Below are 14,343 nucleotides of genomic sequence, written 5' to 3' on the forward strand. Positions count from 1 at the left end.
AGCAGCCTAAAATATTATATATTATTCTTTATTTTTCATCCTTTATTGCGGCTTGTGCAGCAGCAAGTCTTGCGATTGGAACCCTGAATGGTGAACATGATACATAATCAAGTCCTACTTTATGGCAGAACTCAATTGATGACGGATCTCCACCATGCTCGCCACAAATTCCTACATTTAATTCAGGTCTTGTCTGTCTGCCAAGTTTTGTACCCATTTCAACAAGTTTGCCTACGCCAGTCTGATCGAGTTTTGCAAATGGGTCAAAGTCGTAAATCTTCTTATCATAGTATGATTCTAAGAACTTACCAGCATCATCTCTTGAGAATGCAAATGTAAGCTGTGTCAAGTCATTTGTACCAAACGAGAAGAATTCTGCTTCTTTCGCAATCTCATCTGCTGTAAGAGCAGCCCTTGGAACTTCAATCATTGTTCCAACTAAATACTTAATGTTGGAATTCTTTTCTTTTAATACCTCTTCAGCTGTTTTTACGATTATGTCTTTTACATACTTCATTTCTTTTACATCGCCAATAAGAGGTATCATTATCTGTGGTTCAATACTAATGCCAAGTTTATTTGATACATTTATAGCTGCTTCAATTATAGCTCTTGTCTGCATTTCAGCTATTTCAGGATACTTGACAGCAAGTCTACAACCTCTAAAACCAAGCATTGGGTTAAACTCTTTGAGGCTTTCTACAGTTGCTTTAAGATCCTCAAATGTCATTCCCATTTCATCAGCCAATGCTTTTATATCATCATCTTCATGTGGTAAGAATTCATGCAATGGTGGATCGAGAAGACGTATTGTAACAGGATGTTCGCCCATTGTCTCAAACAATCCTTCAAAGTCTGACCTTTGCATAGGCAGAAGTTTATTTAGTGCATTCCTTCTTTGTTCTTCTGTCTTTGATACTATCATTTCTCTCATGGCAGGTATTCTATCTTCAGCAAAGAACATATGCTCTGTTCTGCAAAGACCTATTCCTTCAGCACCAAACTCTACAGCAACTTTAGCATCCCTCGGTATATCAGCATTTGCTTTTACTTTTAACTTCCTGTATTTGTCTGCCCAGCTCATCAATGTAGCAAAATTACCTGTAAGAGAAGGTGGAACAGTCTTTATTTCTCCCAAATATACATTGCCAGTGCTTCCATCAATTGATATGTAATCCCCCTCTTTAACTACAATGTCACCGATCTTCATTATCTTTTGATTCTCATCAATTAATGCAGCACTGCATCCAGCAACACAACATGTACCCATTCCTCTGGCAACAACAGCAGCATGTGATGTCATACCACCACGGCCTGTTAAAATACCTTGTGCAACAACCATACCCTCTATGTCTTCAGGAGATGTTTCCATCCTTACAAGTACCACTTTTTCGCCTCTACCTTTTACAGCTTCAACAGCATCATCTGCTGTAAAATACACTTTTCCTGCTGCTGCACCTGGTGATGCCGGTAAACCTTTTGCAATAGGCTTTGCTGCTTTTAATGCATCTGCATCAAACATTGGGTGCAATAATTGGTCAAGCTGTTTTGGATCAACCCTTAGCACTGCCTCTTTTTCATCTATTAAGCCTTCATTTACTAAGTCTATTGCAACTTTTAATGCTGCTTGAGCAGTTCTCTTACCATTTCTCGTCTGAAGCATGTAAAGCTTTGATCTTTCTATAGTAAACTCGATATCTTGCATATCCCTGTAGTGATTTTCCAATTTATTTGCAATTTCTGTAAATTGATTGTACACTTCAGGCATTATGTCTTTTAATGTAGATATTGGCTGTGGCGTTCTTATACCTGCAACGACATCTTCACCCTGAGCATTCATCAAGAATTCGCCAAACAATGCTTTTTCACCTGTTGCAGGATTTCTCGTAAATGCCACACCTGTACCAGAATCATTACCCATATTGCCAAATACCATTGTCTGAACATTTACAGCAGTACCCCAATCACTTGGTATATCATTTAACCTTCTGTAAACAATAGCTCTCGGATTATCCCATGATCTAAATACGGCTTTGACAGCTTCTAAGAGCTGAATCTTTGGATCTTGTGGGAAGTCAACGCCCATCTCTTTCTTGTACAGTTCTTTGTATCTCTTTACAACTTCTTTTAAGTTTTCTGCAGTCAAATCTGTATCGTATTTTGCACCGTTTTCTTCTTTGACAGCGTCCAATATTGCTTCGAATTTATTCTTTTCAATTCCCATAACGACATCTGAAAACATCTGAATGAATCTTCTGTAGCTGTCGTATGCAAATCTCTCGTTGTTAGTAGCTTCAGCAAGTCCTACAACAGTATCATCGTTTAACCCAAGATTTAAAATTGTATCCATCATTCCAGGCATAGAAACTCTTGCACCTGAACGCACTGAAACCAATAACGGATTTTTCTTATCTCCAAACTTTTTGTTATTTATTTCCTCTAAAATAGCCATATTCTTGTAGATTTCTTCTACTATTTCATCAGATATTTTTTTACCATCTTCATAATATTTTGTGCAAGCTTCTGTTGTAACAGTGAAGCCTTGCGGAACAGGTAAGCCCAGATTTGTCATTTCAGCAAGGTTTGCCCCTTTTCCGCCCAGTAAATTTCTCATGGACGCATTTCCTTCGCTAAACAAATATACATATTTCTTAGCCATTTATAGTCCTCCTTTATTGATTTTATTTAATATTATGCTTGCTGTTTCCTCGACAGCTTTATTCGTTACATCAATCACTGTACAATCTAACCGCTCCATCACCTCCTTAGCGTAGTTAAGCTCTTTTATGATTCTATCTTTAGCAGCATAAACTGCCTTAGAATCCAAACCCAATGACTTAAGCCTTTCTTTTCGTATTTCTACCAAGTTATCAATATTTATCATAAGACCAAATATTTTGTTGTGATCTATTTCAAACAATTCTTTTGGCGGATCCACCTCAGGCACCAGTGGAAAATTTGCAGCTTTAATATACTTATGTGCAAGATACATACATAGTGGTGTCTTTGATGTCCTTGAAACACCAAGTATTACAACATCAGCCAACAAAAGACCATTCACATCTTTTCCATCATCATGTTTTACTGCAAACTCAATTGCATCCATCTTTCTGAAGTAGTCTTCATCAAGCTTACGCTTATGAAAAAATAATTCTGTAGGTGCAATGCCAGTAGTACCTTCTATAGCATCCATAATAGGCCCCATCACATCAACGATGCGCAAATCATACTGTCTCGCCTTATTTAGAAGGTATCGTTTTAATTCATCGACTACCATCGTATGTATTATAAGGCTGTTCTTATTATTAGAAGCATCTATTATTATTTCATCTATCTGATTTTTATCACCAACATAAGGAAACTTTTTGATTTGACTTATATTGGTGCCAAATCTGGATGCGGCTATGGCTGCTACATGCTCCGCCGTATCAATGCTTGAATCAGACACAAGGTAAATGGCTACATTCTCATCCACAATAATTTTAGCCTCCTAAATAATAGCTGATACTAAAACAGTCATGTGGGACAGTTTTACTCCCGTTATGACAATACCTTTCAGATTAACGTTTTCTAACTATATACAACAACATTCTATCATTTAAGTCAATTACAATAATGTCCAATTAATATTATAGCATAAAATATAAAAAAAACCAGGCACTCGCCTGATTTTTTTTATATTTTTAATTTAGCTTCCAAATACGACTTTACTTCGTTTATCTTAATCCTTATCTGCTGCATCGTATCTCTATCCCTTATTGTCACCGATTCATCATTCAATGAATCAAAGTCGTACGTTATGCAGTATGGTGTCCCTATTTCATCCTGTCTTCTGTACCTTTTTCCAATGCTTCCTGTCTCATCGTAATCAACCACAAAATCTTTTCTTAGTTCATCATACAATTTATAAGCATTTTCACCCAGCTTTTTAGACAAAGGAAGAACTGCTGCCTTTATCGGTGACAATGCAGGATGCAATTTTAAAACGACTCTTGTGTCATTTTCTTCTATCACTTCTTCATTGTAAGCATCTATCAAAAAAGCCAAAGCTACTCTATCAGCCCCTACAGATGGTTCAATGCAGTATGGTATGTACTTTTCATTTGTAACAGGGTCAAAATATGTTAAATCTGCTCCTGAATGTTCCATATGACGTCTAAGATCGAAATCAGTCCTGTCAGCTATTCCCCATAACTCTCCCCATCCAAATGGAAATCTGTATTCTATATCTGTAGTAGCATTGCTGTAATGCGAAAGCTCTTCCTTACTGTGATCCCTAAATCTCAGGTTTTCTTTTCTCAAGCCTAAATTTAAGAGCCAATTCATACAGAATTCTTTCCAGTAATTAAACCATTCTAAATCTTCACCAGGTTTACAGAAAAATTCTAATTCCATCTGTTCAAATTCTCTCGTCCTAAAAGTAAAATTTCCAGGTGTAATCTCATTTCTAAATGATTTGCCAATTTGCCCTATCCCAAATGGTATCTTCTTCCTGGATGTTCTTAGCACATTTTTAAAGTTGACAAATATGCCCTGTGCAGTTTCAGGTCTTAAGTATATTTCTGACTTCGAATCTTCAGTAACGCCTTGAAACGTCTTAAACATCAAATTAAATTTTCTAATATCTGTAAAATTATGAGCACCACAAACTGGACACGGCACGTTGTTGTCATCTATAAACTGCTTTAATCTTTCATTTGTCCAACCATCTACATTTGTTTCTTCTCCATGTTCTTTTAAATAATCTTCTACAAGCTTATCAGCACGAAATCTAGATTTGCACTCTTTACAGTCCATCAATGGATCGCTAAATCCGCCAACATGTCCAGATGCCACCCATGTTTCAGGATTCATCAGAATTGCAGAGTCTATACCCACATTGTACTGACTTTCCTGTATAAATTTCCTCCACCAAGCTCTTTTTACATTGTTTTTAAATTCAACACCAAGCGGACCGTAGTCCCATGTGTTTGCCAAACCTCCATAGATCTCAGACCCAGGAAATATAAAGCCACGATTTTTTGCAAGAGACACTATTTTATCCATGGTTACATCAAAAGCCATCAACAAACACTCCTTTTTATGTATAAACAAAACCCTTTTTCCTCCTCGGCAAAAAGGGCTAAACTCAATTTATTTTAGAATATCAAATAGTTTTAAATATGTCAATATCGCTTAATGAAAGCATTGGATTTTATTGTTTTTCTTCTTTTAATACAGTTATTTCTTTATTTGGTCTTTCTATTTCAACAGTACAGTTTGTGAAAAAAGCCAATGCAGCACCTATGACAGTAAGCTGAGGAACTATGATGGCTGATATGGCTCCAGCGGTGACAGGAACCTCAAGTATCACATTGTCGTCTTTTTTTATTCTTATTTTTGTGACATTGCCTTTTTTGACAATTTCTTTTATCTTGTCGATTACTTCAGAACCTGCAACCGATATGCTCTCTGTCCAATTCTTTTTATTTTCTTCAATGTATATAAGGGCATCTACCACATCACCATTGCACTTTTCTAAGGCTTCCTTCGCTTCCTTGTAGCTTACACCTGTTCTAGCCACAATCTGATCGATCTTTTCAAGCTCATTATCCATTTAAATCACCTCCTACATATTTTTTAACTTGTCTAAAAAATATTTTGACTCAAAATTTTTGTCAAAATGAACACTCATATAATCAGTAACTATTTTATCTAGTTCTACTAATATATCTTTTTGTATTCTAAGTTTTGCAATATTGCCAAAACCATTGCTAAGCAAATACCTTAACATATTTAGTGTTTCTCTTTTTATGTAGAATATGTCATCAGCACTGCTTTTACAATCTCTGCACAATACACCACCTTTCAATGGCGAAAAATACATAATGTTATCATCTCTGCCACAGGATAAACAGTGGTGCACTTCAGGCATATATCCCATAAATGTGACAAACTTCAGACAAAAAGTGATTGAAAGCAAATCGCAATCGAAAAGATCTTTTTCCAAAAGAAACATAGAATACTTTAATAGATTATATATATTCGTGTTTTTTTCGTTTTCTTCAAGTAGCTTATAAACAATATCTGCAAAATACGATGCATAAGAAAGCTTCAAAATATCATCGTCTATCTTTAAAAATGAATGGATCAACTCCCATTGGTCAATATAATAGTAATTTTGCCCTTCAAACAAAACATAATATCCTATTGAAAAAGGATGGGATGAACCCAAATATTTACTTTTCGAGTTCCTTGCACCTTTTGCTATTGCATCTATCTTACCATTTGATTTCGTAAAAAGTGTAACGACTTTGTCTGATTCACCTATTAACCTGCTTTTTAAGACAATGGACTCTGTTTTTATAAATTTCATGATAATTTGACCTTTGTTGATTTTACCATCCTTTTACGATTTGAATTCCAGAGCTTGTACCAATCCTGTTAGCACCTGCTTTTACAATTTCTTTAGCAAAATCTGCAGTTCTTATGCCACCTGATGCTTTAACACCAAAATTTTCGCCAACAGTTTTTCTCATCAATTCAACATCGTGTACAGTTGCGCCACCACTGCCAAATCCAGTTGATGTTTTAACAAAATCTGCCCCTGCATCAACTGTAATTTCACAGGCTTTTACTTTTTCTTCATCAGTAAGATAACATGTCTCTAAGATAACTTTAACTATGATTTCTCCAAAAGATTTAGCTGCCTTTGTCACAGCTTCTATGTCCTTTTTCACATAATTGTAGTCGCCAGATTTCAGTTTGCCTATGTTTAAAACCATGTCTATTTCATTTGCCCCATTTGATATGGCTTCTTTTGCTTCAAACACCTTGGTTTCAGTCGTATTAGCGCCAAGAGGAAAACCGATAACTGTACATACCTTTACATCACTGTCTTTTAAAACATCAGCTACAAGTTTTACATGGCATGGATTTACGCACACAGACGCAAAACCGTATTCCTTAGCTTCATCAGCCAATTTTTTAATATCAGAATCAGTTGCATCCGGTTTTAATAAAGTATGATCTATCATCTTTGCAATTTCCACAATATCTCCACCTTTCTTAAGTATACTTTAACACTACCAATTAATTTTTGTCAATTACATAGCCAAAATTCCTTAAAATGCTGACATTATCTCTCCAACCTTTTCTCACCTTTACCCACAGATCCAAATATATCTTTTGGCCAAATAAACTTTCCAACTCTATTCTGGCACTACTTCCTATTCTTCTTAACATCTGTCCGTTTTTCCCTATGATAATAGCCTTGTGAGACTCTTTTTCACAGTATATAAACGCTTCTATGTCCAATATGTCTTTATCTTCTCTTGCTTTCATCGAGTCAACTTCTACGTATACACCGTGTGGTACCTCATCTTCAAGGTAATTTAATATTTTTTCTCTTATTATTTCTGATACGAGAAACTTCTCAGGCCTATCTGTTATATAATCGCTTGGAAAGTATTGCGGCCCTTCTGGTATATACGATACTATTGTGTGTTTTAAAAGATCTATATTCATATTTTTTAAAGCAGATATTGGCAGTATATCTTTAAAATTATAAAGTTGCTTAAATATCTGTATTGACATATCTACAGTTTCATGGAAAACGGTGTCTATTTTATTTATGACCAAAATTACTGGTGTTTCAATGTTTATAAGATGATCGATGATATATTTATCACCTGGTCCTACTTCAACATCTGGTTCTACCATGTAGATTATTAAATCTACTTCTGCCAAAGTTTTTTTTACGGATTCAATCATGAATTCGCTTAATTTGTGTTTTGGCTTATGTATACCAGGTGTGTCAATAAAAATCACTTGATAGTCCTCACCTGTCAAAATACCTTGGATGGTGTTTCTGGTGGTTTGCGGCTTGTCTGAAGTTATAGCCACCTTTTCATTTAACAATGCGTTTAAAAGAGTAGATTTACCAACATTAGTTCTTCCAATCAATGCAGCAAATCCTGACTTAAATGCCATATCATCACCTCAAAATTTTATTTAAAAATCTGAAAAAACAATATCGTTATAAGTATCCCAATAATAGCACCTACTATTACCTGAAAAGCAGAATGTATTTTACCTTCAACTCTGCTTTGTGCCACTAAAAAAGCCATAATAAAGCTTATGGTTGATATCAGCATGTTTTTAGATATAAAAGTTGATGCTGTTGCAAGGCAAAATGCTATTGCACTGTGCCCGCTTGGCAAACCACCTCTCAGTGGCGTCCCTTTGCCGAAATAGGCTTTTAAAATTATGGTCAATATCATCACAACTATAAGTGTAATGAATGTAATATGGGTAGGAGAGTTTCTTATCCTTGTAAGCAAAATATTAACCCACGGATTAAGCCTATGGAAAAATAGCAAGTATGCGACAAATACAGCGTTTAAAGCAGATATCAACACAGCACCAGCAGCCACATCTTTGGCTATTTTAGCTAAAGCATGATATTCATCAGTTATTAAATCGACTATAGTCTCTATAGCTGTGTTTATCATTTCAGCGATTAAGACAAGAGATATTGTAACTATTATGGCTATCATCTCAAGTTTGCTAAAATTGTAAAACAAACTTAAAACTAACACAAAAAGGGCCGCCACAAAGTGTATTTTCATGTTTTTTTCTGTTTTAAATGCGTATATGATTCCTTCTATAGCATAGTTAAAACTATCTATCAATTTTTTTATCTTCAAAAATGTATCACCTTTCTATTTTTAGACGTCGCATAACTTCTTCTTCTTTTTCCCTCATTACCTTTTTTTCGTCTTCTGTCTCATGATCGTATCCCATCAAATGAAACATGCTGTGTGCTGTAAGATACGCAACTTCCCTTATAAAGGAATGACCATATTCTTCAGCTTGTTGCTTTGCCTTCTCCAAAGAAATTACTATATCACCTATAGGTTGTACTTCATCTAAATCATCATCTTCTTCGTCTATATCTGTATATATTTCTTCAAACTCCACCAGTGGAAAAGATAATACATCAGTTTCTTTATCGACATTTCTGTAATACTTATTTAACTTATGAATTTCCTCATTGTCGACAAAAGATACACTTACCTCCACATCATCGACAACGCCTTCCACTTCCAACGCTGTTCGCACCACATCTTCTACTATCCTATCCAATCCCTGTGCATCAACTTTATCCTGTCTATTATCAATTAAAATATTCATTGTAACACCTCTGCCTTATTATTTTCTATTTCAGGATACTCTATCCTGCGATGAAATATTCCGTTTAAAGATGTCAAAAATGACTTTGACAAATCCTTTATGTCCTTTAAAGTTAAATTGCTTTCATTAAGCTGACCATCTTTTAATCTGTCATCAATTATTTTGTTGACCATAGCTTCAATTTCATCATCTGTAGGATCGCGAAGGGACCTTACAGCAGCTTCAATAGAATCTGCCAACATTAAAATTGCAGATTCTTTAGTCTGAGGTTTTGGACCCGGATACCTAAACGAGTCTTCCTCACATAAATCATCTGTCTTTAACGCTTTACTGTAAAAATATTTTACGAGAGATGTACCATGGTGTTCTCGTATTAAATTTATTATATCTTCAGGCAACTTATACTTTTTAGCAAGCTCAACACCGTCTTTAACGTGAGATGTAATCACCAGTGAGCTTAGATCCGGCGATATTTTGTCATGCAAATTTTCATCCGTAAATTGATTTTCTTTGAAAAAATACGGTCTTTTTACTTTACCTATATCATGGTAATATGCCCCAACTCGTGTCAATAGGCTGTTTGCACCAATTGCATCAGATCCTGCTTCAGCCAAATTAGCGACTATTATGCTATGATGATATGTACCAGGAGCATCCATCATCAGCTTCTTCAACAAAGGATTATTTGGGTTTGAAAGCTCCAGCAATTTCAAAGGTGTTATAATGTCAAAACCAGATTCCCAAAATGGAAGTAACCCTATGGCTAATATGACACTAAAAGCACCGCTAATTATTCCCCAAAGGCTGTTTTCTAAAACAGATAAAATATTATTACTATTAATAAGCCCTACTCCTAATATAGACAATGTATTAGCAGCACTTACATATATGCCAGCTTTGACAAAATCGATTCTCTGCTTTGAATTAGCCATCTTTATGGCTCCAATTGTCCCTCCAAATATGGACATTACAAAGAAAGCCTGATTAAAATTTAGCATCATGCCACTTATAATAGAAAAGAATGTATTAAGCGTTATGGCAATAAAAGGATCTAATATGACCGAAACAGATAAGGCAATAAGCTCTGATGGAATAAGCAACGGATTTATGTTTTTTAATGCTATAACTATGAAATAATATATTACCCCCAAAAGATAAAGTATTTGGATATACGCATACTTCTCCCTCACTTTTTTATTAAGCTTAATTATATAATAGCCAGCAATAAATAAAGACACGCCCAATAAGACGATGATGCCAGATAGCATCGCAAAATCTACTCTGCTATTATTTTTAAGAAGTCCCAATGCTTGTAATACCTGGATTTGATCGTCTGTAACTACTTCACCGCTTACAATGATATTTTGCCCCTTCTTATAGACGACAGGCTCTACCTTTGAGGCAGCTTCTTTTCTTGCCATCTCAGTCTCAGTTGCATTGTATATCATATTAGGAGATATGACAGAAGATAGTATTTTATACACTATCGGCTTTAGATCTTGATTTAGATCTGAGCTATCTACAATACTTTTTACACTGCTTAACGCGCCAGATAAAGCATCATCTGTAATCTGACGTGACATCGTGGCTTTTTCAGTTGAAATAGCCAAAGATTCCACCGCAATTATTGTATTGTCTTCAGCAGAAAGCAAAACTTTAAGAGATTGGTCATCAAGTTTAATTGGTAGTGTTTCTTTTAGTGTATTGAGCTTTTCGTCAATCTGTCCACTTGACTTTCTAACACTCCTAAGTTTATTAAAAAAATCAGTAAGCTTAATGTAAGATTCTTGTGCAACATTTTCATCGTAATCGTATTTAGGATTTACACTGTTCATGGCTTCTTGAATCTTTTTTTGTGTTGCTAAATTGTCAACAATGTCCTTAGGTGCTTTAATATCTATCTGAGCAACATCTCCAGCTTTTATATCGATTTTAGGCGGCGTTATTGCTGTGTAAAACAGAAATATCGATACAATGATGTATATAGTTGTAATATATATCAAATATGCCTTTTGACTTAAAAATATTTTTCTAATCGGCATGTCCTTTATATGCATCTAAATTAATCCTCCCAAGAAGAATTTTCTTCTTCCGCATCATCAGTTTTTTTAGACTTTTCAAATACTTCATAAGCTTTTACTATCTTAGCAACAAGGGGATGTCTTATAACATCCTGCTCTTTTAGTAAAACAAATTCTATGCCTTCTATACCATTTAAAATCTCAATGACATCTTTAAGTCCAGATCTTTTTCCTTTAGGCAAATCCACCTGTGTAACGTCGCCTGTTATAACCGCTTTAGAACCAAATCCAATCCTTGTTAAAAACATCTTCATTTGCTCTGGAGTAGTATTTTGAGCTTCATCAAGTATTATAAATGAATCGTCCAAAGTTCTGCCTCTCATATACGCTAATGGGGCAACTTCAATAAGGCCCTTTTCCATGTATTTTTGAAATGTTTCAGCTCCAAGAATATCATATAATGCATCATACAACGGTCTTAAATATGGATCAACCTTCTCTTGCAAATCGCCTGGCAAAAAGCCCAGTCGCTCTCCTGCTTCAACTGCCGGCCTTGTCAAAATAATTCGCCCGACTTCTTTATTTTTCAAAGATGTTACAGCCATTGCCATAGCAAGATACGTTTTTCCTGTACCTGCAGGTCCAATTCCAAAGACAATCTCATTACTTCTTATGGCGTTTACGTAGCGTTTCTGACCATAAGTTTTACATCTTATCTGCTTTCCTCTTGATGTAATGCATACAATGTCAGATAAGATAGATTTTAGCTTCTCTTCCTCTCCCATATTGACTAATCTCATGGCATATAAGACGTTTTGAGCTGTTATAATCTCACCACTATTGATTATATCTATAAGCTCACTAAACACCTTTTCTGCACCATCCACATTGGCTTCTTCACCATTGATCTTAATCATATCATCTCTGACGACAATTTTTACATCCATTCCTTCTTCAATCAATTTTATATTTTCATCAAACTTGCCAAATAAATTTGCAGCTTGTTCAATATTATTGATATCAATTGTTACTTCTTTCAATTTTTACCTCCGCATTATAATTGATGTTTTCTTGCGTTCCAATATCCTCTATCACTTCCACTATAACATCAGCCCGCAGCACGTTTGCGTTTATCATTGTCATCTTTTCTTGTCTATTGACTATTTTAGCATCTTTTCCAAAAGCAGATGAAATGTTTTTAAGAGCACTTTCCACAGCTAATTTTTCTGCTTCATCTTTTGTCAACTTTACTTCAATCGGCACCGTCTCATAATATGTCTCATTTATGATTTTTATTGGAGAAGCGGATGAAGTCAAATTTCTCACTTCTCTATCATAATTTTTAAAATTGATTTTTCGCGACAAAAGAGTCAATGTGCTGCTTCCCATTGAAATTTTTGTCATAGTGACTTTTCTACCAGTCCTCTTGTACTTTTGCTGCACTAAATTAACATCTGCGTAGCCTTCATACCAGACTCTTGCCAATATTGTACCCATTGAATGTACAAATCGCGTGTTTGTATTAGGTCTTTCTATTATCCCAGATACTAAGACGTCTCCCATCTTTACTGTGTCTCCAACTTTTTTTAAAGCATCACCTTCTAATACTGTCATTTTATATATTATACCATCTTTTTTAGCTATTATATTACATGGCACATTTTCATCTAATACAGCAGGTGGTGCAGTTTTCTTCACAACTTTAACTATTGCTTTTGTACCTTTTATGTCAATACCAATCCATGCCACATCTTTTTCATCCACCAAAAATTCTTGTTGAATCTTATGAATATTTACTGACGACTTTAAAACACCAGCCTTAAGCCCCAATTTATCAAGTTCTGAAATTATAGAAGCTTCACTTATATTTTGTCCACCATCTATCTCAATAGACCATATAAACATCGAAAAAATATATGCTAGTATCACACACGCTATTGCACCTAAAACCAACATTCTTCTTCTCTTTAGATAAAAGACAATAAACGGCAACCCTCTTTTTTCGACGATGTAAACTCTGCAATTTGTCATTTTCGTATACGGCAGTAGAAGCTTGAACCCTTTTAAACTGATCTTTGCTACTATTGCGGTATAGTTCATCCTTTCTACATCCCATACATATATGTTTTTAGATATAACAATATTTAAAAATCTCTCTATCGACAAGCCTTCTATTTTTATAATAGCATACCCGTATAAAAAATTCCACAATTTTATGGCCAGCAAGCAAATACCTCCTTTTGCCTTTTAGATTGTGAACAAAGCAAATAAATTACCTTATACAATTATCTCTATGTTTAATATTTTACCAGTAATAACCAGTATCTCTGTCATAACTGAATTTATAATCATATTTTTACCTGTTATTCTAATCATGCCTATCGTAGAATTGATTCTTATCCTTTCAGGAATATATTCTATTATGCCTCTATGATTTTCTACAGTAATTTGCGTGTTGCCTATTACTGTTATCTTAGGAAGGTTTAATAAAACATCTTTAGGGAAATCAACTAAATTTAGAATTCCTTCTTTTATGGTATTTGACTTCATGATAAAGCCTCCTCCCGTTAAATCTTATGAATCTTCAAGTAAAAACATTCTTTTAAGGAATTTTAAAATAAAATAAAAAAAGCATGGATCTACTTTCCATGCAATAAAAGTAAAAAACTTGATACATCTAAGTACCAAGTTTTTTTATCATTGTAAGTGCTGCGAAACTATCATTTTAACTTTATTGCCATCAGCTTTACCTTTTACAAGAGGCATCACTTTACTCATAACCATTCCTATATCATTTTTGTTTGTAGCACCAGTCTCATCAATAACGCCTCTTACGATTTCATCTATTTCATCATCAGTCAACTGCTGTGGCATATATTCCAGCATAATTTCTATTTCACGATTCGCTTTATCTACCAAATCTTGCCTGCCACCTTTTTCGTATTCAGGCAAAACCTCTTTTCTTTGTTTTATTTCTCTTGAAATTACATTAATGACCCCTTCATCATCAAGGACTTTTCCTGTATCCTTTTCTACTTGCAATATCGAAGATCTAACCATACTTAGAATATTTTTTCTGAATACATCTTTTGATTTCATAGCATCAACCATATCTTTGTACAATCGATCCTTAAGGGCCATAATCACA

14 protein-coding genes are annotated in these 14,343 nt (G+C 34.8%); all 14 read right to left on the reverse strand.

From position 1 onward, the window contains the following. Nucleotides 1-28: 28 nt before the first annotated feature. On the reverse strand, nucleotides 29-2,659 hold the full coding sequence (ppdK, locus tag HNR52_RS00940) for a pyruvate, phosphate dikinase (RefSeq protein ID WP_013788261.1): 2,631 nt from the start codon (nucleotides 2,657-2,659) through the stop codon (nucleotides 29-31). Next, on the reverse strand, nucleotides 2,660-3,475 hold the full coding sequence (locus HNR52_RS00945; RefSeq protein WP_013788262.1) for a pyruvate, water dikinase regulatory protein: 816 nt from the start codon (nucleotides 3,473-3,475) through the stop codon (nucleotides 2,660-2,662). Between the two features lie 200 nt (nucleotides 3,476-3,675). Beyond that, nucleotides 3,676-5,064, reverse strand: a complete 1,389-nt coding sequence (locus HNR52_RS00950) for a glycine--tRNA ligase (RefSeq protein ID WP_435619434.1) — start codon at nucleotides 5,062-5,064, stop codon at nucleotides 3,676-3,678. Nucleotides 5,065-5,194: 130 nt separating this feature from the next. Continuing rightward, entirely contained in the window at nucleotides 5,195-5,596 is a 402-nt protein-coding gene (locus HNR52_RS00955; protein WP_013788264.1) for a DUF4342 domain-containing protein, read from the reverse strand. 12 nt (nucleotides 5,597-5,608) lie between these two features. Beyond that, nucleotides 5,609-6,355, reverse strand: coding sequence for a DNA repair protein RecO (gene recO, locus HNR52_RS00960; protein WP_435619435.1), 747 nt, complete (start codon nucleotides 6,353-6,355; stop codon nucleotides 5,609-5,611). Nucleotides 6,356-6,377: 22 nt separating this feature from the next. Then, the gene (gene deoC, locus HNR52_RS00965) at nucleotides 6,378-7,031 is read right to left on the reverse strand and encodes a deoxyribose-phosphate aldolase (protein WP_013788266.1); all 654 of its coding nucleotides are present in this window, start codon (nucleotides 7,029-7,031) and stop codon (nucleotides 6,378-6,380) included. A gap of 40 nt (nucleotides 7,032-7,071) precedes the next feature. Next, on the reverse strand, nucleotides 7,072-7,971 hold the full coding sequence (gene era, locus HNR52_RS00970; protein ID WP_435619436.1) for a GTPase Era: 900 nt from the start codon (nucleotides 7,969-7,971) through the stop codon (nucleotides 7,072-7,074). Between the two features lie 17 nt (nucleotides 7,972-7,988). Beyond that, nucleotides 7,989-8,687, reverse strand: coding sequence for a diacylglycerol kinase (locus HNR52_RS00975; RefSeq protein WP_013788268.1), 699 nt, complete (start codon nucleotides 8,685-8,687; stop codon nucleotides 7,989-7,991). 7 nt (nucleotides 8,688-8,694) lie between these two features. Further along, on the reverse strand, nucleotides 8,695-9,174 hold the full coding sequence (gene ybeY / locus HNR52_RS00980; RefSeq protein WP_435619437.1) for an rRNA maturation RNase YbeY: 480 nt from the start codon (nucleotides 9,172-9,174) through the stop codon (nucleotides 8,695-8,697). Next, nucleotides 9,171-11,231 (reverse strand): HD family phosphohydrolase, encoded by a 2,061-nt coding sequence (locus HNR52_RS00985; protein WP_435619438.1) that lies wholly within the window; start codon nucleotides 11,229-11,231, stop codon nucleotides 9,171-9,173. Before HNR52_RS00985 ends, ybeY begins: the two co-directional genes overlap by 4 nt. 5 nt (nucleotides 11,232-11,236) lie before the next feature. After that, a complete protein-coding gene (locus tag HNR52_RS00990; RefSeq protein ID WP_435619439.1) occupies nucleotides 11,237-12,235 on the reverse strand; it encodes a PhoH family protein in 999 nt (332 codons plus the stop codon). Next, nucleotides 12,216-13,421 (reverse strand): sporulation protein YqfD, encoded by a 1,206-nt coding sequence (yqfD, locus tag HNR52_RS00995; RefSeq protein WP_435619440.1) that lies wholly within the window; start codon nucleotides 13,419-13,421, stop codon nucleotides 12,216-12,218. The genes HNR52_RS00990 and yqfD overlap by 20 nt, the downstream gene beginning before the upstream one ends. A gap of 51 nt (nucleotides 13,422-13,472) precedes the next feature. Further along, on the reverse strand, nucleotides 13,473-13,745 hold the full coding sequence (gene yqfC / locus HNR52_RS01000; protein WP_013788273.1) for a sporulation protein YqfC: 273 nt from the start codon (nucleotides 13,743-13,745) through the stop codon (nucleotides 13,473-13,475). Between the two features lie 147 nt (nucleotides 13,746-13,892). Next, nucleotides 13,893-14,336, reverse strand: a complete 444-nt coding sequence (locus HNR52_RS01005) for a GatB/YqeY domain-containing protein (RefSeq protein ID WP_013788274.1) — start codon at nucleotides 14,334-14,336, stop codon at nucleotides 13,893-13,895. Nucleotides 14,337-14,343: the final 7 nt, after the last annotated feature.

Source organism: Thermoanaerobacterium thermosulfurigenes, from assembly GCF_051201035.1.
Lineage (GTDB): Bacteria > Bacillota > Thermoanaerobacteria > Thermoanaerobacterales > Thermoanaerobacteraceae > Thermoanaerobacterium > Thermoanaerobacterium thermosulfurigenes.